The following is a 23,015-nucleotide window of genomic DNA, read 5'->3' as shown; positions in this document are numbered from 1 at the left end:
TGCGGAGTTCGAAGACATCGGTCGTGTCGAATCCGGTCAGTCGACCGGAGGCGGCGTCAGCCGGACCGAGTAGGACAGTGAAATCGATTCCCCCGTACGGGGATCAGCGAGTTCGACGCTCCATCCGGCGCCGAACTGGTCGATCTCCCCGCGCATGGGGATCGTTCCGGACATCAGCACGGTGCCGGGGTTCAGCAGATTGCGCGTACGCAGCTCTTCTGCCCAGTACATCGGGGTGAGCAGCTCGGCGAGTGTGCCCTGCTGGATTACCCGAGGTCCGGCATCGGTCGTGACGCTCGCGGTCAGGGTGATGTCGTCGATGTGGTCGGCGACATCGGCCAGCCGCCAGGCCTTGCGGGCCAGCACATCCGGGGCGGCCTGCTTGCTCCATGCGACGCCGTGCTGTTCCAATTGCCGGTCGGTGTGATCGCAGGCCGCGGTCAGCAGCAGGTCCCCGGGGCCGTCTCCGGCGACCACCAGGGCCCATTCGGCCTCACCGGAGGTGCGTCCGTGCTGCACCGGCACCTCGTCGACCTGCATCGCCAGGTAGGGAGCTATCGGATAGATGCAGGGCACCCGGCTGGGTGCGGGCACACCCAACTCGGCCAGTTCGGCCACGTGCGCAGCCACATCGGCCTGGCTCCGGCCGGCGTATCCGGCATTGAGCAGGGTGTCGACCGTAACCGTGACCTGCTCGTGGTCGGGCAGATCGAAGGTCAGGCGGGTCATCGGGTTGTCCTCACTGTCTGCGTGGCGTGCCACGGATTTCTGGAGAGTGCTTGTGCCGCAGGGGAGTTCGATGTCAGCGACCCAGGTGCCGCTGCCAGCTAGCTTCCTGGGCGAGTTTCGCGATCCCGGCGGCCGCGACACGGATCGCCGCGGTGGCATTCGCAGGTTGAAAGCGCCGTACCGGACCGGAAATCGATACCGCGGCGACGATGGATCCGGACCAGCTGTGTATCGGCGCGGCGATACAGGTCAGTCCGGGCCGGGTCTCCTGGCGGTCGTAGGCGATTCCGGTGCGGCGGATCGCGGCCAGCTCATGAGCCAGCTGAGCCGGAGACGCAATGCTCGACGAGGTGGCGGGCCGCAGATTGTCCGCGGCTCGCGCGATGACGCCGGCGGTGCTGAACGCGAGCAGTGCCTTGCCGACCGCGGTATTGGCGGCGGGCAGCCGGGCGCCGACCCGCGCGGGCGAATTGACGCAGCTGTGGCCGTGGATCTTCTCCACGTACAGCACGTCGTCCCCGGCCAGGACACAGAGATTCACTGTCTCATGGGTCATTTCGTACAGATCGAGCAGATGCGGCAGCGCCACCCGGCGTAGATCCTGGGTGGCCGGCTGGGCGGCGAGCGCGGCCAGTTCGTTCAATCGGCCACCGGGCGAGTACTCGGTGCCGTGTTTGGTGACCATTTCCCATTCGACGAGGACCGACAGCAGCCGATGTGCGGTCGACTTCGGCAATTGCGCCCGGCGGGCGATCTCGGAGACCCCCATGGTCAGGTGCTGTGGCGTGAAGCTGCTCAGCAGCGCGAGTGCCTTGGCCACCGAGGTCGACGAGTCGCGCTCGGGATGGTCTCGGCCGGTGATCAATTGGATGCTGGCGCCACCGTGGGTGGTGCTCGTGGCCCGTGCCGATACGGCGGTGTGTGGAATCGTCATGGTTGCCTCTCGGTCGCCAGGGCCGACTGCGGTCGGCGGGCTGGGCTTTCACGAAGTCGCGACGCATCGGTCGCATCCAGGCCGGGGACCGGGGGGCTGTCCCGGAGAGTGGGCTTGTTACACGCGGTAGGCGTGGTATCCGACCTGTTCTTCGACGCTATGCCGACCGTGGCAGCCGTCACATCGTGGCAACCCCCGAGAGGCTACCTATTCACGATTCGGTGAACATCGGGCAACGTCGCGGTGTTGCCGTCGGGGGTGTTCAGCACCGCACATCGATGGATCCCAGATGGGTGAAATGCGCGGCGATCGTCGTACCTCGCGGGGCGGCGACGGCGTCGGTCATCCCGCCGGTCATCACAATCCAGCCGGCTTCGATCGCATGTCCGCGCTTGGCCAGGGAGTTGGCGGCCATGGCCAGCGCCTCCGCGGGATGACCCTGTACCGACGCGCCGACGCCGGTCGCGGTGAGTTGCCCGTCCACCTCCAGCAGGCAGGCTTCCAGCGGCAGATTCAGCGTCGCCGGGTCCGCGCCGACCGGCCCGGTCAAGTAGTAGGCCGCCGAGGCATTGTCGGCAATGACATCCGGCAGTGTGAATTTGAAGTCGGTGTAGCGGCTGTCGATGACCTCGAGACTCGCGTACACCCGATCAACGGCGGCCAGGGCCGTCGCGGCGGTAATGCCGGGGCCGGCGAGTCGCCGTCCCATGACGAAGGTGATCTCGGGCTCGATCCGAGGGTGAATCAGCAGATCCTGGGGGAGCGCGGCGCCGTTCGGCAGCGTCATCGCGTCGGTGAGCCAGGCCGTCAGTGGCGCCGACACTCCCATCTGCCGCTGCTTGGCGGGTGAGGTGAGCCCGAGCTTCACACCGACAATGGTTTCGCCGCGCTCGATGCGCTGACTGAGCGCCTCGTCTTGAATGCGGTACGCCAAGTCGATGTCCAACTCGGGATAGTCGTCGGTCAGTGGGCCGCGCGTGGTCCGCTCCTCTTCTGCCCGCAAGAGTTGTCCGGCAATGGAATCGACCGCTCGCAGCGGCTCCGTGGTCCACCCCGGACCGCCCAGTTCTGCCTGCATGGCTTGCTCCTCACGCTGTTGTACCTGGATTTCCTTCACCCTGACCGGAGCAGAGCAGCGTGAGAATCTCTGTGGTCCGTCCCACGGAACGTCCCGCACTCCGCCGCCGACCTGCGCGCACGTTTGCCGTCCTGTGGAACGCCGTGGTTGATCGGCGCAGCCCCGGCCGCGAATCTGCTGTCCCGACAACAGTTGTGGAGCGGAAGGAAATTCACCCATGGCCACATTGGCGGTCGACGGCGTCGAGATCTACTACGAGGAGCACGGGCGGGGCGAGCCGGTGCTGCTGGTGCACGGCGCCGCGGCATCCGGACGATGGTTCGGCGACCTGGTTCCGCGGCTGGCCGAGAGCTATCGGGTCATCGTGCCCGACCTGCGCGGGCTGGGCCGCAGCCGGCGGGTGGCGCCGCTGACCCGGCCACAGGTGTGGGTGCAGGATCAATGGCGGTTGCTGGACGCGCTCGGGCTCGATCGGGTCCACCTCGCCGGGGTCTCACTCGGCTCCCGGATCGCGGGACGCATGGTGCTCGAGAATGCCGCTCGCGTAAGGACATTGACGGTCGACGCACCGATCATCGGCCTGAGCATGAGCGGAAATGCCTCGCTCAATACGGTTTTCACCGCCGTCGATCCGGACAGCGCACAGGGCCGCGAGTGGCGGTCGCTGCACGGCGAGGACTGGCGCGCGGCCGTGGACTTCTACGCCAAGACCCGCAGCGGCGCCGACTTCCAGGAATTCTTCACGCTGCGAAAACATCTCGCCGACCTCACCGTGCCCACCCTGGTGTGCCGCGGCGATCTCGATGACGCCATCCATCCGGTGGACGATGCGTTCATCTGGCACAAGCAGGCGCCGGACACGCAGTTGTACATCGCGCCGGGTCTGACGCAGTCGTCCGTCATGCTGGAGCGCGCCGAGCAGTTCGTTGCCGAGTTCGCGGCATTCCAGGCGCGCTGCGCGCGGGCATCCGCGGCGTGAACCGGGTACTGGTCACCGGCTTCGGGGCGTACGCCGAAGAGGCCGACAATCCGAGCGGAATGATCGCCCGCCGGCTGGACGGACAGCGAATCGACGGATTCGAGGTGTTCGGCAGCGTGCTTCCGGTCGATACCGAGGAAGTGCGGGAGGCGCTGGCCGAGGCCATCGAATCTGCGCAGCCGACCATTGTCATCGTCACCGGTGTGGCACCCGGTCGCACGGCTCCCGCACTGGAGCGTGTCGCAATCAATATGCGCGACTTCCCGATTCCCGATATCGCCGGTCGCACGCCCATCGATGAGCCCGTTGTTCCGGGGGCGCCCGCGGCCTACCTGAGCACCCTGCCCATCAAGGCGATTGTCGATGGCTGGCGCCATGCGGGCATACCCGGATACGTCTCCCACACCGCGGGGACCTACCTGTGCAACCAGACGTTCTATCTCGCCCGGCATCTGTTGCGCGAGTCATCGGCCCGCACCGGGATGGTGCACATCCCCGTGACACCGATGCGCGCAGTCGAGGTGGGCGCACCGCCCGTTCCTTCGATGTCCCTGGATCAACTCGAAGTCGCAGTGCGACTGGCTATTTCGATCACCGCACAGCACGCAGGCGCAGACCTACGCATCGGCGGCGGCGCGATCAGTTGATTCGCGTCCCGCCCGGAGGAGTACTCGAATGATGGAACTGTCGGAACAATCGAGCAGTCGAACCGTTGAGGTCGAAGGAAGCACGGTCCACTTCCACGATGTCGGCTCGGGCCCGCCGCTGGTCATTCAGCAGGCGTTCGGGCCGCTACCCGGCACCACGGCCTGGCTCACCTATCACCGGATTCTCGCGGACCTGGCGGTCGATCATCGCTGTATCTTGTTGGACTACCCCAACTTCGGGCGCAGCTCCGCCCGCGAATTCCACGAGCCCGTGCACGACCTGTATGTGCGGAACACGCTTGCGGTCCTGGACGAACTCGGGCTCGGCGCGGTGACCGTGCTCGGGGTGTCCACCGGTGGGACGGTCGCGCTCGATTTGGCGATGACGGCTCCCGAACGCGTTTCACGGCTCATCGTCGGCGGCTGCAGCGCCTCCACCGGCGGCGACCCGTATCTGCTCGCCCCCGCTCCCACGGAGGTCGGGCGGCTGTTCGGCGAATGTCAGTCCGGCCCAGCCGATCTCGACCGCATTGCGCGGTTGCTTCGGGCCATCGTGTACGACGCGAAACTGATCGGCGACGACCTTGTCGAGCAACTGTATGCGTGGCGAATACGCGAGCCCGAGCATGCCGAAGCCTGGTCGCGCTCCACGATCGTCGCGCGGAGCAATCTGCAGGCGCTCTCCCGGATTACGGTGCCGACGCTGGTTGTCCATGGGCGATCCGACCGCATGGTGCCCCTGGAAGGGGCGCTGATGCTGCTGGGCTACCTGCCGACCGCGGACCTCGTGGTGCTCAACAACTGCGGGCATTGGCCGCCGTTCGAACGACCCCGCGAGTTCGTGGCCGCGGTCCGGGCATTCCTTGGGAACACCTCGTTCGCGGTGCCCTGACGTGCCTGTCCCTTTGTTCCGGCAGACGGATCGGGGGCGTTGTCGCCCTCCGGCCCCATGACCCAAGCTGCACACCCGAGTCGAAACCGGCACCGGTTCCGACCGAATCATCCAGGAAGGCAACACGCGATCATGACTGAAGTTGTCGGGCTCGGCTACCTGGGCCTCAACGCAACGGACCTGGACGCCTGGCGTTCGTACGGTACCGGCGTCCTCGGCCTGCAGGACGTTTCCGCGGCGGAGCAGTCCGACGATCAGACCGTCCTGCTGCGCGCCGACGAACGCGGCTGGCGGTTCGCCATCCACCGGGCAGACGTGGGCGGGGCAGCCTACGTCGGCTGGGAGGTCGCCAACAAACAGGCGCTGGACGCACTCGGCCGGCGGCTCGCAGCCGCGGGAGTAGCGATTGTCGAGGATTCCGAATGCGCCGCGGCGCGTCAGGTCGAAGGGCTGCTGCGCTGCACCGACGCGGACGGGCACCGTCTCGAATTCTTCTATGGCGCACGCATTCCCAAGCGCCCGTTCGTCTCTCCCCGTGGAATCCGTTTTGTCACCGGCGATCTCGGCCTCGGCCACGTGTTCTTCTTTGTGACCGACCTGGCCGCGGCCAAGAAGTTCTATCTGGACATGCTCGGGTTCCGGCTCAGCGACACCATCGAATTCCACGGGCGCAAGGTGCATTTCCTGCACGTCAATGCCCGGCACCACAGCTTGGCCTTCGTGGAGAACAACACCTTCGCACCGGCGCTCGGGCATTTCATGCTAGAGGTGACCGATATCGACGATGTCGGGCGAACCCTCGACGAGGTTGATGCCCGGGGCGTGCCGCTCACCGAGACCCTGGGCCGCCACACCAACGATCTGGCCATCTCGTTCTTCATGAAGAACCCCTCCGGATCCGAAGTCGAATACGGCTACGACGGACGGCTCGTCGACGACGCCACCTGGCGGGTGTCGAGCTATGACGAGACCAGCCTGTGGGGCCATCACCGTGGTTGAGGCGCGGCGTCCGTACGAGTGCGAGAGGCATCCCGACATGATCGAGGGATCGAAATGACCGAAACCTACATCGTGGTGGGTGCCAGCCTGGCCGGAGCGCGCGCGGTCGAGACACTCCGTACCGAGGGGTTCGATGGTCGCATTGTGCTGGTCGGCGCCGAGGAACACCTGCCCTACGACCGCCCACCGCTGTCGAAAGAAGTGGTGCTGGGCCACAAACAGCCCGGCGATACGCTCATCCATCCCGCAGAGTTCTACTCCGACAACAGTATCGAACTGCTACTGGGCCGCCGTGCGACTCGCATCGACACCCATTTCCGCCGGGTGGAGCTAGCGGGTGGAACGGCGCTGCACGCCGACAAGGTGCTGCTGTGTACCGGCACTTCGCCTCGGCGGCCCGACATTCCGGGGCTCGACCTCGACGGCGTGCACTTCTTGCGGACCGTCGAGGACTCGGTCGCCATCCGGGACCGACTCGGTCGCGGTGGTTCGGTCGTCATCGTCGGCGGCGGACTGATCGGAATGGAGCTCGCCGCAGCGGCCGTGGCCGCAGGAAATGACGTAACGGTGCTCGAGCGTGACACCGGTCTGCTGCGCCGCGTACTCGGCGCGCGAATCGGAGATCGCCTATCGCGCTGGCACTCTGGTCGCGGAGTGCGGGTGCGGACCAATGCCGAGGTGGCTCGTATCGAAGGTGACGTCCGCGTCCGCCGGGTACACACCACCGACGGGTTCGTCGCCGATGCCGATCTGGTGGTGATCGGCATCGGTGTCGTGCCGGCGGTCGACGTGGTCCGTGACAGCGGCTTCGAGCTCGGCAATGGCATTGTGGTGGACGAATTCTGCGAAACGTCGGTTCCCGGCGTGTATGCCGCCGGCGATGTCGCCAATCATCCCGATCAGCTTGCCGGAGAACGGATCCGGCTGGAGCACTGGCAGAACGCACAGAATCAGGGGATCGCCGCGGCTCGCACGATGGTGGGCCGCCGCGAACCGTATCGCGAGGTGCCGTGGTTCTGGTCCGATCAGGGCGAGACCAATATCCAGGGTGCGGGCCATCCCCGCAGCACCGACGAACTCGTGTGGCGCGGGGATCCGGAATCGATGGATTTCACTGTATTCCATTTGCGCCGAGGCGTTCTCGTCGGAGTGGTAGGGGTCAACCGGCGCCGCGATGTCCGGATGGCAATGAATCTCATCGATAGACAAGTACGCCCGGAACCGGCACTGCTGGCCGATCCCACGGTCGACATCCGCCAACTCGGCGACGGCCCGGCGACGGCCCGCAGCCCGCGGGGTTGAACAGGAGGAAAGAAATGACAACGGCGGAGAAGTCGGAGAACCTGGTCCGGGTATGTGCGGTCGAGGAACTGTCCCCGGGCAATGTGACTCGCGTGAACACGCAGCCGCCCATCGCGGTGTACAACATCGACGGCGAATTCTATGCGACCGCGGACTGGTGCTCGCACGATAAGTCGTCGCTGGCCGATGAGGGATTCATCGAAGACGGCCAGATCGAATGTGGATGGCATTTCGCCAAATTCTGCATCAAGACCGGTGCGGTCACTGCACCCCCGGCCGCCGCACCGCTCAGCAAATACCAGGTTCAGGTGGTCGACGGCGCCGTATACGTGGTGGTCGAGAGCTGAACCCCGCGTTCCGAGGCTCAGAACGGACGCGTCGACCACAGCTCCGCGTGCTGGTTAGCTTGCCGCACAGACGATATCGAATTACTGAAGGGAGATAATCATGGCTATCGACGCCGATTATCTGCGTTCGCTGGTGGACTGGAAGAAGGGCAATATCGGGCCCGAGATCTTCGTCAGCGACGAGATCTACAAGCTGGAGCAGGAACGAATTTTCGGGCGCTCCTGGTTGTTCCTGGCGCACGACAGCATGATTCCGAATCCACACGACTTCTACGCCACCTATATGGGCGGGGACCCGGTGCTCGTGGTCCGCCAGCCCGACGGCAGCGTCAAGGCCTTCCTGAACGTGTGCCGCCATCGCGGTATGCGGGTGTGCCGCGCCGAGGAGGGCAATGCCCGCTCGTTCATGTGCACCTATCACGGCTGGACCTACGACAGCGCCGGCAAGCTGGCCGGCGTCCCCAACCTCGAAGATGCCTACTTCAACAAGCTTTCGCTCGAGGACAACGGCCTGATCCAGGTCGCGCAGGTCGACAGCTACAAGGGTCTGATCTTCGGCAATTTCGATACCGCGGCGCCCGGGCTGCACGAATACCTGGGTGATCTGAAGTTCTATATCGACGGCTGGGTCGACCACGCCGCCGGAGGTATCGAAGTGCTGCCCGGCGCGATCAAATGGACCATCAATGCGAACTGGAAGCTGGCGGCCGAGCAATTCGCCGGCGATACCTATCACGCCACCACCACGCACCTGTCGTCGCTGCTGGCCTTCGGCCCCGGGTTCGACGCCAAAGATGGTGCGCACGTTGCCCTGCGCGAGGGACACGGGGAGAGCTTCCTGTTCGAGCGGCACACCCGCTTCGCCGACGATCCGCTCGGGCAGTACAACGAAAAGAAGCGCCAGATCGCTCGCGAACGAGTCGGCGACCGCGCCGATATGGTTGCCAATTTCAACGCGTTCCCGAATTTCGCGGGTTTGCCCGGCTCGGCCAATCTGCGGGTGTGGCATCCCAAGGGGCCCAATAAGTTCGAGATCTGGTCCTTCACCGTCGTGGAGAAGGACGCCCCGCTGGAAGCCAAACGGGCCCAGCAGATTTCGGCCTCGTTCACCGAAGGCGCCGCGGGTGTCGTGGAGACCGACGACGGTGAGAACTGGGGCATGATCAGCGGCATTCTCGAACAGGGTCATCAGGCACGGAAGACGGCCTGGAATTACGAGATGGGTCTGGACACCGGCCGGGACCATCCGGATTACCCCGGTGAGTACTACGACTCGTTCTTCGGCGAAGCCGGTCAGCGCGGCTTCTACCGGCGGTGGCTGGAGTTCATGACCACCGAAGCGTGGCCGGCCATTCCGCCGGAGGAGGGTGGCGGCGCCGTCTCGGAGTCAGTCACCGCCGGTGGCGCCGCGGGTGGTGCGCGATGAGTGTGGACGAGATCGCCGCCCCTGCTGCGGCGAGCGAGCTGGAACGGGTGCTACTCCAGCATCGTGTCGAACAGTTCCTCTACGGCGAGGCGCAGCTGCTGGACCACTGGCACTGGGGCTCCTGGCTGGAGCTGTTCGCCGAGGACATCCTGTACTGGATGCCGGTGCGCAAGAACCGGCTTCGCCGCCAGCGTGATCAGGACGAAGTGCCACAGGGCATCGAAGTGGCGCACTTCTACGACAACCTCGAGTCACTGCGGATGCGCGTCAATCAGATGCATTCCGGAACCCACTGGGCAGAGGATCCGCCGTCGCGGTGCCGTCATCTGGTAACGAATGTGATCGTCACCCCGCGCGGTGAAAGTGGCTCCGCCACAGCGGATTCGGCAGAGTACGACGTCTCGTCGAACTTCCTGCTCTACCGCAACCGTCTCGAGTCCGAAACCGATATCTGGGCAGGCGAACGACGGGATCTGCTGCGCACCACGCCTACCGGTTTCGAGATCGCCAAGCGCACCATCCTGCTGGATCAGAACGTCGTGCAGTCGAAGAACCTGAGCGTGCTGTTCTAGCCACTCGCGGCCGTTCCCGGCCGGAAGGAGATGAATTGTCATGGTAGTAACCGACATCGATGGTTCCACCGACGTGGAACTGCACGAGACGCTCGTCGAGCGCGCACGGGCCCTGCTACCGCAGATCCGGGAGCGGGCGGCCATTACCGAAGCCTTGCGAGCGGTGCCGAGCGATTCGATCAAGGAGATCATCGCAGCGGGCCTCGGTGGGCGAATCCTCGCACCTCGCAAGTACGGTGGCGACGAACTGTCCCTCGACACCATGTACGAGGTGTCGCGGGAACTCGGCCGCGCGTGCGCTTCGACGGCATGGTGCGCGGCGCTGCTCCCGCACGACGCCCACATGGTCGGCTTCTTCCCGCAGGAGGCGCAGGAGGCAGTCTGGGCCGAGGGTCCGGATACCACCGTCGCCGCCTCGCTCGCTCCCGCGGCGACGGTGCAGAAGGTCGACGGCGGCTATCAGCTGACCGGCCGGCACGGGTTCGCGAGCGGCGTCGATCACGCCTCCTGGGTGATTGTCAGCGGCCTGATCAAGGATGGCGGACGACCGGCGAATCACCACTTCCTGGTCAAGCCGGGTGATTACACCATCGACGACGACTGGTACGCCGCCGGCATGCGCGGGACCGGCAGCAAGACGATCGTCATCGAGGACATTTTCGTCCCCGACGGCTTCGTGCTTCCGGCAGCGGCATTGGTTGCCGGGGACGGCCCCGGCAGTGAGGTGAATCAAGGGCCGCTCTATCGGCAGCCACTCGCACTGCACGCCGGGCTCACCTTCCTCGGCCCGATGATGGGTACGGCGCTGGACGCCTACGACCACTTCGTCGATTGGGCGCGCGGGCGCGCACAGACCGCGAACTCCGAGATCGTCCAGGAAGCGGTCGCGAAGACGGCGGCCGATCTCGCGTCGGCGCAGCTGACGATTCGGCGAATCCTCTTGGCAGCACGAACATCCGGGCGTCTCGAGGTGGCCGATCGTGCCGAGATCCTGCGCGACTACAACCGTGTGGCCGAGCTGCTGGTGGAATCGGTCGATCGGCTGTTCGCCCTCAGCGGCACTTCCGGTTTCAAGGAATCCAGCCCGATGCAGCAGAAGTGGCGCGATATCCACATGATGGCCAGTCACGTCTCGTTCACCCGCGCCAACTTCCAGCACTACGGCCGGATCGCGCTCGGTCTCGAACGCGACCCGAAGCTCGTCGTCTTCTGAAGAAAGAAGCAGATCCATGGCCGCTGTCAGTCAACTCAGTTATGTCGTCGGGACATCCGGTGATCTCCCGGGATGGAAGAAGTACGCGACGGACGTGCTGGGGCTGGAGGTGTCGCGCGACAGCGACGACAACCTGCTCTATGTCCGTGCCGATGACCGGCACCACCGCATCGGCGTCCGAGCCGGCCACGACGACGATGTCGCCTACGTGGGATGGGATGTGGCATCGAAAGCGGCGCTGCAGTCTGCCGCGGCCCAGCTCGACGCGGCCGGAATCGTGGTGACCGCGGGTACGCCCGAAGAGGCCGCCGATCGCCGGGTGATGGAGTTCGTCCATTTCACCTGTCCGTACTCGGGTGTTCGGATGGAGCTGGTGCTCGGGCACGAGAAGATGTTCATGCCGCGATTCCGGCCTTCCCGAGATCTCGCCGGATTCAATATGGACACAGGGATGGGGCACGTTGTGCTCTACGCCGAGGACATCCTCGGTGCGGCCGACTTCTATTCTCGGGTACTGGGTTTCGGAGTCAGCGACTTCGCCCATATCCCGAAGGTCGGGCCGTTCGCGGTCTTCCTGCACTGCAATGAGCGCCATCACTCGCTGGCATTCATGCATATCCCGGGGGCGCCACGACGAATTCAGCACGTCATGTTCGAAACCGTCAGCATCGATGATGTCGGCCACAGCTACGACCTGTGCCTGGACCGTGGCATCACCTCGACCTCGACCGGACGCCATCAGAACGATCACGTCTTCTCCTTCTACTTCCAGAACCCGTCCGGCTGGCACTTCGAGTACGGCTGGGGCCCCCGAGTGGTGGACCCGGAGACGTGGACCGCCGAAAACTACTCTCTGGGTTCAGGGTTCGCGTGGGGCCACGACGGTTTGATGAAGATGGTGTGAGCAATGCAGCCATTCATCGTCGGTCTCGGCGGAACCGTGCGGGCGGAGTCATCGACCGAATCGGCATTGCGGATCGCCCTGGACGCGGCGCGGGACAATGGCGCCCGGACCGAGCTCTTCGGCGGCAGCGCGCTCGCACGGCTGCCGATGTACGACCCGGACGGCCCGAAAGTCGAAGAGGCACAACGATTGGTCGAAGCGCTCCGGCTCGCGGACGGGGTGATCATCGCCTCGCCGGGGTACCACGGTTCGGTATCGGGTTTGGTCAAGAACGCACTTGATTACGTCGAAGACCTCCGCGAGGATGACAATCCGTACCTTTCGGGCCGCACCGTCGGCTGTGTCACCACGGCTTACGGTTGGCAGGCCGCGGTCACTACCCTGCAGACCCTGCGCAGCATCGTTCACGCCCTGCGGGGCTGGCCGACACCGCTGGGTGCGGCGATCAATTCGGCGTCGACGCGAATCGCGTACGGACAGCAGCCGGATGAGCAGGTCGCCTTTCAATTGCGCACCGTTGGCCGTGAAGTTTGCGCTGCGCGGAAGACTGCGGACGGCCTTGTGGTCGTGGCAGCGGAGTAGTCATTGTCCCGGCAGCTCAATGGAAATCGCCCCGGTACCCGACAGTGTCGAGTACCGGGGCGATTCGTTTCGGCGGGAGCTGTCCGGACTCAAGCGTCTTCGAAGATGGCGAAATGCTTTCCGGCGGTGAGCCCGCCATCGACGGCCAGTACCGCACCGGTGATATAGCTTGCCTCGTCCGAGGCGAGGAAAACGGCGGGCCGGGCAATTTCCTCCGGCGCGGCAAAGCGCTTCATCGGGCACAGGTCGTCGATCATGGAATCGTGGCCGGGCACCCGATCGAGGTAGTCCCGGATCCGTGGGGTCATAGTGCTGCCCGGGCAGATCGCATTGACCCGAATTCCGTCCGCGGCATAGTCCATTGCCATGTTCTTGGTCAGCAGCAGTACTCCGCCCTTGGCGGCACTGTATGCGGAACAACGGTTCTCGGCGAGCAGGCCGGCGGTCGAGGAGATATTGACGATGCTGCCACCGCCGGCGCGGCGCAGTTCCGGAATCACGGCTTTGGAGCAGCGATATACGGAGGTCAGGTTGATATCGATCATTCGGTACCAGTCGCTGTCGGCCATTTCGTCGACCCGTTTGGGCATGCTCGCGCCCGCGACATTGAACAGCGCATCGACTCGGCCGTAGCTGTCGAGTGCCGTCGTCACGGCGCGCGGCATCGCCTCGGGATCGGTGACATCGACGGTGGCCCACACGGATTCGCGGCCGGAGGTGCGGATTCCGTGGGCGGTCGCCCGGGCCGATTCGGCGTCCAGATCCGCGGCGACCACGGTGCCGCCCCGTGCGGCCCATTCGATCGCGATCGCTCGTCCGATGCCCGCGCCCGCGGCGGTGACAATTGCGATTCGCCCGGAGAGCGGCAATGCGGGAATAGAAGAAAGCATGTCAACTCGGCCTTTCCATCATGTGGCACAATAGTTTTCGGGGGAGAGGGCTTGACCCGGAAAGAATCGAATCATAGTATTTGAAGCATCGGCAGCAGAATGTTCTGCGCGCCGGAATCATTCGGACGGATTCTCTACGGCCGCATAAGTCGACCGGCGCCCGTCAGCAAATAGATGCGGAGGCCACTCGCATGGTGCATGCCACCGAAATGGATATCTCGACCGATTATGAGCAGGTCCGCGCGTCTATCGCTGCCCGGTTCACCAACCCGCTCGATCTGCCCAAGGAAATATTCTCCGATCCCCTGGTGTATCGAGAGGAATTGGAACGTATCTTCTACGGCCCGTACTGGCATCCGGTCGCGCATCGCGCCGAACTGGGTGCGGCGAACAGCTTCAAGACGACCTGGCTCGGTGAGGTTCCGATCCTCGTCAGCCGCGGCGCCGACGACCGGATCCGTGCGTTCGTCAATACCTGCACACACCGTGGGACGCTGCTCGAACAACGTGCGGTCGGCGTCGCGGCGGAGTTCCAATGTCCGTACCATCGCTGGCTTTTCAACAGCAATGGCGAGTTCTGCGGTGCGCCGGGTGAGCGGGAATTCCGGGCCGATTTCGAGCGGAAGGACTATGCGCTCCCCGAACTACGGGTATCGGAGATCGCCGGGCTGATCTTCGTCACGCGTCACCCGGACAGTCCGCTGCTCGAGGCGTTCCTCGGTGAGTGTGCCGATCCGGTCCGTGACTGCCTGCTCGATGACGGCGACCTCACCCTGCTCGGGTACCAGAAGGTTGTCTACAAGACGAACTGGAAGACCTATTTCGACAACGATTTCTACCATGCGCCGCTGCTGCACACGGGATTTCGGATTCTCGGCTGGCAGGGCGGCAAGGGTGATGTGCGGATCACTCAGCCCACCGGGCACTTCTCGGTCGGCTACCAGAGCACGCCGTATGTCGACAATGGGTATCTGGCCGATCCGAGCGTTGTGCAATTCCGTGGAACCGATGACCGGGCAAGGGTAGTGGCGCTGCGGCCGGTCACCGTGATGACCAAGCATGTGGACACCATCAATGTGCGCTTCGCCCGTCCGCGCGGCGTAGACCGCACGGAGGTCAGCTACGCGTTCTTCGGACACACAAGCGACTCCGATGAATACCGCGAGCATCGAGTCCGGCAAGCCTCGAATCTGCTGGGCCCCAGTGGTTTCATCACGATCGAGGATGCCGCCGTGTTCAACCGTCAGCAGTTGACCGCCGACGACGGAACACTCGCGCGGTTCGTCAAGGGCGTCGACGGACGACCAGAGGATGCCACCCAGAACGACGAAATCGGCAATACCGTCGGCTGGGCCAACTATCGGAAGGTGATGGGTTTTGATCACTGAGACTGCCACCGACATGCACGCGATCGACGACCTGCTCGGCCGCTACGCGCAGGTTCTCGACGATCAGGACTGGGAACAGTGGCCCACCCTTTTCGCCGAGGAATGCTCATACACCGTGCACACTCTCGACAATCTGCAGCGCGGGCTGCCGCTGGCCTACATGTACGACGACAATCGCGCCCGGGTACTGGACCGCATCAAATTCATCACCGAGGTCTGGGCGGGAACCGTCGAGCCCTACCGCACTCGGCATGTCACGCAACGTACCCGGGCAGTGCTGACGGCCGCCGGCAACTGGAATATCCGCTCGAACTTTCAGGTCAGCTACTCCGAGAACGACGCATTGTCTGGGCTCCTGGCGACCGGATACTACGAGGACGTCGTGGAAGTCTTCGACGGCGGAGCGCGATTCGTCAGTCGCGCAGTACGTCTGGACAGCATGCCGGCCCGCTACCTCGTGTATCCGCTGTAGCGGGCCGGCACGGTTCGGTCTGTATCAGACTCGGCCGGGCAGTCGCGTCGTGATCTCCTGAGCCAGCCACTCATTGCCGTCGGGATCGTTGAAGGAGACGAACGATCCGTAGCTCGTACGCTCCGGGTCCGGCGGCCCGTGCCGCCCTGGGGAACGGCGCGCCGTGGAAGACCTCAGTGGGATCGACGCCACGGCGGACGAGTTCGCCACGGGCCGTGTCGATATCGGAGACGATCAGCCCGCCCTGGACCGAGCCGGGCGCGGTCGTGGTGATTCCCGTGCCGAAGGTGATCGAGCAGGCGGAGCCGGGGGGTGTGAACTGGATCAGGCGAACGCCTTCCGCCGGTGCCACGTCATCATCGAGCCGCCAACCCAAGCTCTGGTAGAACTGCTTGGAACGCTCGGCGTCGGATACGGGGATGATGTTGACCTCGAGGTGCATGTCGACCATGTCGATCTCCTGGTGTGATTCGTGGACCGGGTTGAATACCCAGTCGCCTGTCGAAGAGCTGCGGTATGTGGCTAACGGGGACGTCAATTCAGCTGCGATACCTGGTAAGTGGTTATGTACCAGCGGGATTCGACCTGGCCGACGGTGATGCCGAGGTTTACTTCCAGGGCTGCGCGGTCGGTGAAGGAGAATGCGACGGCGAGATAGGCGTAGATCAGGTTGTCGGCTTGGCGGCGGGATTCCAGGATTCGGTAGTCGGCTTTCATGCCGTCAGGCTGGGATTCGTAGTAGGCGGCGATACCGGGGCGGCCGACTGTGTAGGGGTGAAGACCTTGGAAGACGGCGTCTTCGGTGAAGGTGGTCGCGACTCGGTCCGGGTCATGATTGTCGACGGCGGATTTCCACTCGTCGAGAACGGTGCGCAGAATCGAGTTGGTATCGGACGCCACGGACATGGCACACCTCCTGAATTTGATTGGCGGGTAAATGAAGTCGGGTCAGTGTCCGGCGCTCATGCCGCCGTCGACATGGAGGATTTCGCCGGTGACGAAGGGGGCGTTCTCCAGGTAGACGACGGCATCGGTGATGTCACGGATGTCGCCCATGTGGCCCATCGGATGGAGTGCGTCGAGGAATGTGTGCGTCGATTCGTCATGCATGGGGGTCTTGATCGTGCCGGGGGACACGGCATTGACGCGGATGCCCCGGGCGGCGTACTCGATGGCCAGGGATTTGGTGGCCGATTGCAGGCCGCCCTTGGTCAGTGACGCCAATACCGAAGGGACGCTGGAGCTTGCGTTGTCGACGAGGCTGGTGGTGACGTTCACGATGTGCCCGCCGCCCCGGGGCAGCATGGACTCGATCGCCCGCTGGGTGAGGTGGAAGAACCCGGCCAGGTTCACATCCGTCACTTCGGTGAAGTCGGTGGAGGTGTAGTCGGTGAATGCCTTGGCGACAAAGATGCCCGCATTGTTGACGAGGGTGTCGACCCGGCCGAACCGCTCCAGGGCGGCGCCGATGACGCGGTCGGCCGTGGCGGCTTCAGAGATATCACCACGGACAGTGAGCAGATCCGGCTCATCGGAAGGGCTGATCGAGCGCGATGTCGCGACGACTGCGTAGCCGAGCTTGCGGTAGGCCTCGACGAGACCTTCGCCGATGCCCTGTGAAGCGCCGGTGACAATGGCGACCTTCCGGTCGTAGGAGTTCATCGCGAACCTTTCTTTCGGACGCGTGGGTGGTGATGAACTCATGGTGTGGCCGCGGGCGGTGCCGAGGCCACGACCGGCTTCCTACCTTCTGGTAGGTGCAGCCTCTCAGGGGGTGCGACGGTGCGGGTCGTCGCCGGGTAGCCAGGCATCGGGCCCGTGAATGCCGAGATCCCCGACGCTGTCGCAGAGCGCGTCGACCACCGCCAGCACCGCGGCCCGTTCCTCGTCCGCTCGGTGAACCAGTGACCACGTCCAGTACACCGCGGGCGAGAGGATCTCGCGTCGAACCAGATCCGCCGGAATGGGTGCGGCCATATCCTTCGGCGATCGCACCACGGGCTGCCCGCTGCGCCGGACGTGATCGAAGAACGCGGGCCCGGTGATGCCGCCGTCGCTGATCCGCACCGATCGCGCGCCGGTGTCGCGGGCCAGCTGCTCGGCATAGACGTTCCAGGACGACCAGGAGGTGGTGTCGTCATCGAGCAGCACGATGGTTTCCGCCGCCGGCACGGCGGCGGTCTGGTGGCCGGACGTGACGGCGTGCAGCCGATCGACTCCGATCAGTCGAGCGCGTAAACCCAACGCCGCCAGGTCTTGTGACCGCACCCAGCACACCGCGAGATCCAGGCTGCCGTCCGAGACCCGCGCTGCCTGGGTGTGTGACGGCGCCACCCAGGCGTCGAGGTGGATGCGCGCGACCGCGGTGGTACGCACGGTCAGATCCGGCGGCAGCCAGCTGACGTATCCCAGTCGTACCTTCTCGGCTCCGGACAACCGCCGTGCATTCAGCTGCAGGTCGTCGGCGCGAGTCAGCAGGGCATGCACATCGGGTAGCAGGGATGCGCCGGCCGGTGTGAGCGTCACCGACCGCCGGTCGCGGTCGAACAGCCGCACCCCCAGATCTCGCTCCAGCGCCTTGATCTGCTGGGACAGCGACGGACCCGCGATCAGCAGTCGTGCGGCGGCCCGGCCGAAGTTCAGCTCCTCGGCGACCGCGACGAAGTACCTCAGCTGGCGTAATTCCATCTCTCGACAGTACGTCGGTCGGAGTCTGCGCCTAACACCACGGAGGAAGCCGGTCGTGGCGTGACCACCGGCCACGGGCGCACGATAAATGCACCCACCGGTGAATGGAGACGCGTCATGCAAGAGTTTCTGGTCGAGATCGCCACCACCGTGCCTGCGGGCACGGCGGCAGCCGAGGCTGATCGTCGGCGTGCGGCCGAGGCCGCCCACGCCCGCGAGCTCGCCGCCACCGGGCATCTCGTGCGACTGTGGCGGCCGGTCGGCGAACTGCGCAGCATCGGCGTCTGGCGCGCCGCGGACCGGGCCGAGCTGGACGAGCAGGTGCTCGGACCGCTCCCGCTTCGGCCTTGGATGACGGTGAAAGTCACTGCGCTCGAACCACATCCGAACGATCCCGGGCCAACCGGTGACTCCGGGTCGGCCGGGTTCCGCAGCGTTGACGAGTGGCGGGGCGAATCATGACCGGGCAACTGTCGACTGCCCCCGCGTCGCGGACCGTAGCCCGAGAATCCCCGTGGGGCTTCGTCATTCAGGCCGCCGCCGCATTGGCCGCGGGCATGGGTGTGGGCCGGTTCGTCTACAGCCCGATCCTCCCACTCATGCATGCACAGGCCGGATTGTCCGCCGGCAACGGTGCGCACTTGGCCACCGTCAACTACGCCGGATATCTCGTCGGCGCTCTGCTGGGCATCGCCTTCCCCCGGCTGGCGCGCTCGCCGGTCGCGCTGCGCATCGCGTTCATCGCGCTCGTCGCGAGCCTTGCCGCCATGGCCTGCACCGAAAGCACGCCGATCTGGATGACGCTGCGCTTCGTGGCCGGTGTGGCAAGCGCCCTGATCTTTGTCGTCACTGTCAACTGCCTGCACAGCCGCCTGAGCGGTCACCCAGGCCATCTGTCGGGCTGGGCCTTCGGCGGCATCGGCGCGGGCATCGCGCTGTCCGGAGTACTGGTCCTCGCGCTGCGTGTGGTCGCGGACTGGCGTGCCGCGTGGCTCGCCTCGGCCGTGCTCGCGATGATTCTCGCAGCGGCCGCCTGGCGCCTGCGCCCGGACTCCGCCCCTTCCGCTGAGTCGAATCCGACTGCACCCCAGCAATTTACGGCGCATTCTCGTCGCCTATTCGCGGCATTGTTCACCTCCTACACCTTGGAGGGCGTCGGATACATCATCGCCGGTACCTTCCTGGTCGCCGCCATCGAGCAGAGCTCCCCGGGCGGCCTCGGCAGCAGCGCCTGGGTCCTGGTCGGCGTTGCCGCCGTCCCCTCGACGGCCCTGTGGACATGGCTGGTCCGCCGCTACTCCCGCGCGGTCCTGCTGATGGCCGCGCTCCTGCTGCAATCCCTGGGCATCGCGCTGCCTGCCCTATCCAGCAGTCCCGCAGCCGCACTGGTCGCCGCGGCCCTGTTCGGCGGCACCTTCGCGGGCATCAGCGTGCTCGCCCTCGCCGCAGGCGCCACCCTCCGATTGCCCCACGCGGTCGCGGTATTGACCAGTGGCTACTCCGTCGGTCAGATAGCCGGCCCACTCTTGGCGGCCCCGCTCCTACATGACGGCTACCGCCCCGCCCTCCTCCTGGCGTCCGCGATAGTCCTCGCCGCAGCCTTCGCCGTTCTCCCACTTCGGGCGTCGCGATATCGGCCGATCACTGCTCCGGAAAGGGTCTGAGGCGGCATCGGGTCTTGCCGATGGGAAGGCTGCTGTGCTGCATCTGCCAGCTCTCGATGGTCATGGCGTATCGGCGGCCTCGGATTCGAAGCAGAGTTTCGGGTACGGCCGGGCGTGAGTAGGCCACGTCCTGTGCCTCCCATTTGCGCCGGAAGTCGGCGAACTCCCACAGGCGCCGGTGTGACTCCTGCGCCCACTGTGTGTGGCCGTAGCGGCCCATGATCCCGCGATGCCATGCGACGCCCAGATCCACCTGTTCGTCCCAGTTGATGAAGATTTCTTTCGATTCGTCGGTGAATGCCCATTCGAGATGGAACATGCCCGGCCGATGTGTGGGGTAGGTGTCGAGGTACGCACGGTTGGCTGCGATCAACTGGCGTTGCGGGGTCACGAAAGCTACGAGATCTGTTGTGGCCTCATCCATCTCGGTGAACATCATCGGAGTCAGCGCGGCGCGGAATTCCTCGAGCGGCGGCATGGTCAGCGCGAGGTCCATGCCTGCGAGGTAGGGGTAGGGCGCGCCGTGCCCGGCAAGATCGCACACGTAGCGCCACTCGTCTTCGCTGACGTGGTAGGCCTCCGCCAATTGCCACAGGATCCCGACGGCGACCTGTCCGACTTCGTCCCGCTCGACTTTGGTCAGGTAACTGGCCGTGATGTGTGCCTCGCCGGCGGTCCGTTCCCGGCTCAGCTTTCGTGTCGGTGGCAGGAGCCCGGCTTCGTGCCGCCGCCCCTCCTCGCGCTGACGCAAAGCGGCGAGATACCGCCCCAGAGTGGTGGTTTCGACCTCAACATACACTGGCATTGTATACAGCACGGTGGCCTGTCTCGTTCCGGGCAGGAGTCGCGAGGCACTGATACCGTCCACCGACATGGTGTACGACAGTGCTTGTCCAGCTGCGGGATTGACGACCGAACCGTTCGACCTGACCGAAGGTCTCTTCGGGGATCGGCACGGTTCGTATGACGAGCTGCGTGGTCGTGGCCCCGTACACCTGGTCAGATTCCCTGATCTCAGCACCGGATGGTTGATCACGGACTACGAGGTGGCCAAAGCCGCCTTCCTCGATCCGGCCATCAGCAAGGTGATCGGATCGCCCGGGGCCCGTGCCGCGGTTACGGCCAACGGTGGTGGCCAGCATTTGCCGAACGGCATGTTCAAGAACATGCTGGTGTTCTACGATCCCCCGGAGCACACCCGGCTTCGCACCCTGGTCAATCGGGCGTTCAACGGTCGTGCGATTCGAGGTCTCGCGCCACGCATCACCGAGGTCGCCGATGAACTCCTCGCCGGGCTCGCGGCTGACGATAATGGCGTAGTAGATCTATTGGAGAGCTACGCCACCCCTTTGCCGATGACAGTGATTTGTGAATTGCTCGGCGTACCCGCCGAGGATCGTGACAACTTCCGAGCCTGGTCGGCCATCGTGGTCGCGAGCGAGTACCCCAATGATGCTCGAATGGCCGCTGTGCAGGAGTTCGTCGCGTATATCGATCAGCTCATCCGGGTAAAGACGAATTCACCTGGATCGGACCTGCTCTCCGAACTCATCGCGGCAAGCGAAGATGATGACCGGCTCAGCCATCGAGAACTGATCAGCATGGTATTCGTGCTGCTGGTCGCGGGGTTCGAGACGGCAGTCAACCTGATCGGAAACTCTGTGGCGCAGCTACTGGGTGACGAAAGTTCGCGTCTGCTGCTGCGGAGTGATCCGGGTCGTATCCCGGATTTCCTCGAGGAAATGCTTCGGTACGAAGCGCCCGCGACGGAAGCTACATTCCGATACACCACGGCGCCGGTGACATTGGGCGGTATCGAGATACCAGCCGAACAGCTCATTATTATTTCGATGGCTGCCGCAGGCCGGGATCCGCAGCGATTCTCCGATCCGCACCGCTTCGACATCGATCGACCCGATAATCAGCACATTGCCTTCGGCCACGGTATTCACCGGTGCGTAGGTGCACCGCTCGCCCGCATGGAAGGCGACATCGCGCTAACCCGTCTGCTCCGCAAGTTCCCGGACCTGAAGCTTGCTCCCGGGTTCGAACCGGAATGGCACAAGAGTCTTATCGTTCGAGGACTGACCAGCATCCCCGTTCTGATCTGATTCACCTCTAGAGCTGTCCTGCCGCGAAGGGGGCGACAGGGCAGCGAGGATCCCGCCGGACCCGTCGACGAAGGGTGTCCGGCCCGGCGGGATCTTCGCGACCGCCGCCGGCGGTTCAACTGACGGCTACGGTGCGGCCGCAATGGCGGGCGGTGGGTTGCCGAGGAGCCGCTCGCGCTGGGCGCGGACCTGCCCTCGGAGGGCTTCGGCTATGGCGGCTACTTCGGGGCGGCGCAGGGTTTCCGCGCGGGTCACCAGCCAGTAGGTGAGGCGGATGGCGACCTGGTCGGGGAGGACCCGGGTCAGGTCGGGGTGCAGGTCGGCCATGAAGCAGGGCAGCAGGCCGAGGCCCGCTGCGGCGCGGGTTGCCTCTACGTGCACGAAAACGTTTGTGGAGGAGATGGATTCGCGCATGGTGGGGGCGAAGACGGTGGGGTCCAGGTCCAGATCGTCGACCTGGAGCATGGAGTCGATGAAATAGACGAGGGGGTGGTCGGTGAGGTCTTCGATGGAGGCGGGGGCACCGTGGGTCGAGAGGTAGCCGGTGGAGGCGTAGAGGGCGAGGATGTAGTCGCCCAGGGGGAGGGCTTCGGCTCGCCGGACCTGAGGTTTGCCGACCACCACCTCTATGTCGAGGCTGGAGCGCTGGAGGGAAGCGCGGCGGGTGCCGGTGATGATTTCCACGGCGACTCTGGGGTGCCGGCGTTGGACTTCGGTGATAGCCGGGGCGGCCAGGTAGGCGCTGAAGCCGTCGGTGGCGGACATTCGGACGACACCCTCGAGGACTCGGGCGCCGGCCTGATCGGAAGTCAGTGAGCGGACTGCGGATTCGATGGTTTCGGCGGCGGTGAGGGCCTCCCGGCCCAGGTCGGTCAGCTCCCAGCTGCCGGCGCTCCGGGTGAGGACGCGGCCGCCGAGGGCGTGCTCCAGGGCGGCGATGCGGCGGGAGATGGTGGTGTGGTTGAGGCCCAGTTCTTCGGCGGCGGAGACATAGCGGCCGGTGCGGCCTACCGACAGGAGGACGAGCAGGTCGTCGGGGTTGAGGCGGTGGGTGGCGGGGGTCACACTCATTTGTGCATATTTGCAGATATGTGTTGCAGAACTGGACATTGTGGGCAGTTTGATGTGCATCAATACTCTGAGTCGATGGTATTTGTGGGCCACATCACAGCTAAGGGTGGCGCGGCCCGATCGTGAA

26 protein-coding genes are annotated in these 23,015 nt (G+C 65.0%); 16 read left to right on the top strand and 10 right to left on the bottom strand.

The features are described 5' to 3' along the window. Nucleotides 1-36: 36 nt before the first annotated feature. The 3 genes from JWN03_RS30075 to JWN03_RS30065 all read right to left on the bottom strand — a co-directional run bounded on the left by JWN03_RS30075 (nucleotide 37) and on the right by JWN03_RS30065 (nucleotide 2,741). A complete protein-coding gene (locus JWN03_RS30075) occupies nucleotides 37-729 on the bottom strand; it encodes a DUF2848 domain-containing protein (RefSeq protein WP_297622071.1) in 693 nt (230 codons plus the stop codon). A gap of 73 nt (nucleotides 730-802) precedes the next feature. Next, entirely contained in the window at nucleotides 803-1,663 is an 861-nt protein-coding gene (locus JWN03_RS30070) for an IclR family transcriptional regulator (protein WP_297622069.1), read from the bottom strand. A 262-nt stretch (nucleotides 1,664-1,925) separates the two neighbouring features. Continuing rightward, complete coding sequence (locus JWN03_RS30065; RefSeq protein WP_297622067.1) at nucleotides 1,926-2,741, bottom strand: 2-keto-4-pentenoate hydratase; 816 nt, start codon at nucleotides 2,739-2,741, stop codon at nucleotides 1,926-1,928. A gap of 217 nt (nucleotides 2,742-2,958) precedes the next feature. Here JWN03_RS30065 and JWN03_RS30060 point away from each other — a divergent pair, with 217 nt between their 5' ends. From JWN03_RS30060 to JWN03_RS30010, 11 genes are all read left to right on the top strand, one after another. After that, nucleotides 2,959-3,720 carry an alpha/beta fold hydrolase gene (locus JWN03_RS30060; protein WP_297622065.1) on the top strand — a complete coding sequence of 254 codons (762 nt, stop codon included), beginning with the start codon at nucleotides 2,959-2,961 and terminating at the stop codon, nucleotides 3,718-3,720. Next, nucleotides 3,717-4,367: a pyroglutamyl-peptidase I gene (gene pcp / locus JWN03_RS30055; protein WP_297622063.1), complete on the top strand. Its 651-nt coding sequence runs from the start codon at nucleotides 3,717-3,719 to the stop codon at nucleotides 4,365-4,367. The genes JWN03_RS30060 and pcp overlap by 4 nt, the downstream gene beginning before the upstream one ends. A 28-nt stretch (nucleotides 4,368-4,395) precedes the next feature. After that, entirely contained in the window at nucleotides 4,396-5,259 is an 864-nt protein-coding gene (locus JWN03_RS30050; RefSeq protein WP_297622062.1) for an alpha/beta fold hydrolase, read from the top strand. A gap of 132 nt (nucleotides 5,260-5,391) precedes the next feature. Continuing rightward, nucleotides 5,392-6,258: a VOC family protein gene (locus tag JWN03_RS30045; protein ID WP_297622060.1), complete on the top strand. Its 867-nt coding sequence runs from the start codon at nucleotides 5,392-5,394 to the stop codon at nucleotides 6,256-6,258. 54 nt (nucleotides 6,259-6,312) lie between these two features. Then, the gene (locus JWN03_RS30040; protein ID WP_297622058.1) at nucleotides 6,313-7,560 is read left to right on the top strand and encodes an NAD(P)/FAD-dependent oxidoreductase; all 1,248 of its coding nucleotides are present in this window, start codon (nucleotides 6,313-6,315) and stop codon (nucleotides 7,558-7,560) included. A gap of 14 nt (nucleotides 7,561-7,574) precedes the next feature. Continuing rightward, on the top strand, nucleotides 7,575-7,907 hold the full coding sequence (locus JWN03_RS30035) for a non-heme iron oxygenase ferredoxin subunit (RefSeq protein ID WP_297622056.1): 333 nt from the start codon (nucleotides 7,575-7,577) through the stop codon (nucleotides 7,905-7,907). 100 nt (nucleotides 7,908-8,007) lie between these two features. Continuing rightward, nucleotides 8,008-9,333 carry an aromatic ring-hydroxylating dioxygenase subunit alpha gene (locus JWN03_RS30030; RefSeq protein ID WP_297622054.1) on the top strand — a complete coding sequence of 442 codons (1,326 nt, stop codon included), beginning with the start codon at nucleotides 8,008-8,010 and terminating at the stop codon, nucleotides 9,331-9,333. Beyond that, entirely contained in the window at nucleotides 9,330-9,905 is a 576-nt protein-coding gene (locus JWN03_RS30025) for an aromatic-ring-hydroxylating dioxygenase subunit beta (protein ID WP_297622052.1), read from the top strand. Before JWN03_RS30030 ends, JWN03_RS30025 begins: the two co-directional genes overlap by 4 nt. A gap of 40 nt (nucleotides 9,906-9,945) precedes the next feature. Continuing rightward, complete coding sequence (locus tag JWN03_RS30020; protein ID WP_297622050.1) at nucleotides 9,946-11,118, top strand: acyl-CoA dehydrogenase family protein; 1,173 nt, start codon at nucleotides 9,946-9,948, stop codon at nucleotides 11,116-11,118. Nucleotides 11,119-11,134: 16 nt separating this feature from the next. Next, nucleotides 11,135-12,022 (top strand): VOC family protein, encoded by an 888-nt coding sequence (locus tag JWN03_RS30015; protein WP_297622048.1) that lies wholly within the window; start codon nucleotides 11,135-11,137, stop codon nucleotides 12,020-12,022. Nucleotides 12,023-12,025: 3 nt separating this feature from the next. Beyond that, nucleotides 12,026-12,604, top strand: a complete 579-nt coding sequence (locus JWN03_RS30010) for an NADPH-dependent FMN reductase (protein ID WP_297622046.1) — start codon at nucleotides 12,026-12,028, stop codon at nucleotides 12,602-12,604. An 89-nt stretch (nucleotides 12,605-12,693) separates the two neighbouring features. On the opposite strand, the gene JWN03_RS30005 is transcribed toward JWN03_RS30010, so the two are convergent. Further along, a complete protein-coding gene (locus JWN03_RS30005) occupies nucleotides 12,694-13,494 on the bottom strand; it encodes an SDR family NAD(P)-dependent oxidoreductase (RefSeq protein ID WP_297622044.1) in 801 nt (266 codons plus the stop codon). Nucleotides 13,495-13,685: 191 nt separating this feature from the next. On the opposite strand from JWN03_RS30005, the gene JWN03_RS30000 reads away from it, so the two are divergent. Together JWN03_RS30000 and JWN03_RS29995 are read left to right on the top strand one after the other, a co-directional pair. Further along, nucleotides 13,686-14,882 carry an aromatic ring-hydroxylating oxygenase subunit alpha gene (locus tag JWN03_RS30000; RefSeq protein ID WP_297622042.1) on the top strand — a complete coding sequence of 399 codons (1,197 nt, stop codon included), beginning with the start codon at nucleotides 13,686-13,688 and terminating at the stop codon, nucleotides 14,880-14,882. Next, nucleotides 14,872-15,354, top strand: a complete 483-nt coding sequence (locus JWN03_RS29995; RefSeq protein WP_297622040.1) for an aromatic-ring-hydroxylating dioxygenase subunit beta — start codon at nucleotides 14,872-14,874, stop codon at nucleotides 15,352-15,354. The genes JWN03_RS30000 and JWN03_RS29995 overlap by 11 nt, the downstream gene beginning before the upstream one ends. Nucleotides 15,355-15,424: 70 nt before the next feature. Here the strand turns inward: JWN03_RS29995 and JWN03_RS29990 are convergent, their stop codons facing one another. The 4 genes from JWN03_RS29990 to JWN03_RS29975 form a co-directional block, all read right to left on the bottom strand. Further along, the gene (locus tag JWN03_RS29990; protein ID WP_297622038.1) at nucleotides 15,425-15,805 is read right to left on the bottom strand and encodes a VOC family protein; all 381 of its coding nucleotides are present in this window, start codon (nucleotides 15,803-15,805) and stop codon (nucleotides 15,425-15,427) included. Between the two features lie 83 nt (nucleotides 15,806-15,888). Beyond that, nucleotides 15,889-16,260, bottom strand: a complete 372-nt coding sequence (locus JWN03_RS29985) for a YybH family protein (RefSeq protein ID WP_297622036.1) — start codon at nucleotides 16,258-16,260, stop codon at nucleotides 15,889-15,891. Between the two features lie 42 nt (nucleotides 16,261-16,302). Next, complete coding sequence (locus JWN03_RS29980) at nucleotides 16,303-17,016, bottom strand: SDR family NAD(P)-dependent oxidoreductase (RefSeq protein WP_297622035.1); 714 nt, start codon at nucleotides 17,014-17,016, stop codon at nucleotides 16,303-16,305. A 105-nt stretch (nucleotides 17,017-17,121) separates the two neighbouring features. Further along, the gene (locus JWN03_RS29975) at nucleotides 17,122-18,042 is read right to left on the bottom strand and encodes a LysR family transcriptional regulator (RefSeq protein WP_297622033.1); all 921 of its coding nucleotides are present in this window, start codon (nucleotides 18,040-18,042) and stop codon (nucleotides 17,122-17,124) included. A 117-nt stretch (nucleotides 18,043-18,159) separates the two neighbouring features. Between JWN03_RS29975 and JWN03_RS29970 the strand changes: the two genes are divergently transcribed. Both JWN03_RS29970 and JWN03_RS29965 read left to right on the top strand, forming a co-directional pair. Next, entirely contained in the window at nucleotides 18,160-18,504 is a 345-nt protein-coding gene (locus JWN03_RS29970) for a muconolactone Delta-isomerase family protein (protein ID WP_297622031.1), read from the top strand. Further along, on the top strand, nucleotides 18,501-19,706 hold the full coding sequence (locus JWN03_RS29965) for a YbfB/YjiJ family MFS transporter (protein WP_297622030.1): 1,206 nt from the start codon (nucleotides 18,501-18,503) through the stop codon (nucleotides 19,704-19,706). Before JWN03_RS29970 ends, JWN03_RS29965 begins: the two co-directional genes overlap by 4 nt. Here JWN03_RS29965 and JWN03_RS29960 read toward each other — a convergent pair. Continuing rightward, complete coding sequence (locus JWN03_RS29960; protein ID WP_297622028.1) at nucleotides 19,684-20,505, bottom strand: helix-turn-helix domain-containing protein; 822 nt, start codon at nucleotides 20,503-20,505, stop codon at nucleotides 19,684-19,686. The two genes, JWN03_RS29965 and JWN03_RS29960, sit on opposite strands and share 23 nt — an antisense overlap. Before the next feature lie 73 nt (nucleotides 20,506-20,578). On the opposite strand from JWN03_RS29960, the gene JWN03_RS29955 reads away from it, so the two are divergent. After that, nucleotides 20,579-21,817, top strand: a complete 1,239-nt coding sequence (locus JWN03_RS29955; protein WP_297622027.1) for a cytochrome P450 family protein — start codon at nucleotides 20,579-20,581, stop codon at nucleotides 21,815-21,817. Nucleotides 21,818-21,943: 126 nt separating this feature from the next. Here JWN03_RS29955 and JWN03_RS29950 read toward each other — a convergent pair whose 3' ends face one another. Beyond that, on the bottom strand, nucleotides 21,944-22,888 hold the full coding sequence (locus tag JWN03_RS29950; protein WP_297622025.1) for a LysR family transcriptional regulator: 945 nt from the start codon (nucleotides 22,886-22,888) through the stop codon (nucleotides 21,944-21,946). Between the last annotated feature and the right edge of the window lie 127 nt (nucleotides 22,889-23,015).

It is taken from the genome of Nocardia sp. (genome assembly GCF_025465275.1).
Classification (GTDB): domain Bacteria; phylum Actinomycetota; class Actinomycetes; order Mycobacteriales; family Mycobacteriaceae; genus Nocardia.
The sequence above is the reverse complement of the archived record's forward strand: the minus strand, read 5'-3'. Positions and strand labels throughout refer to the sequence as shown.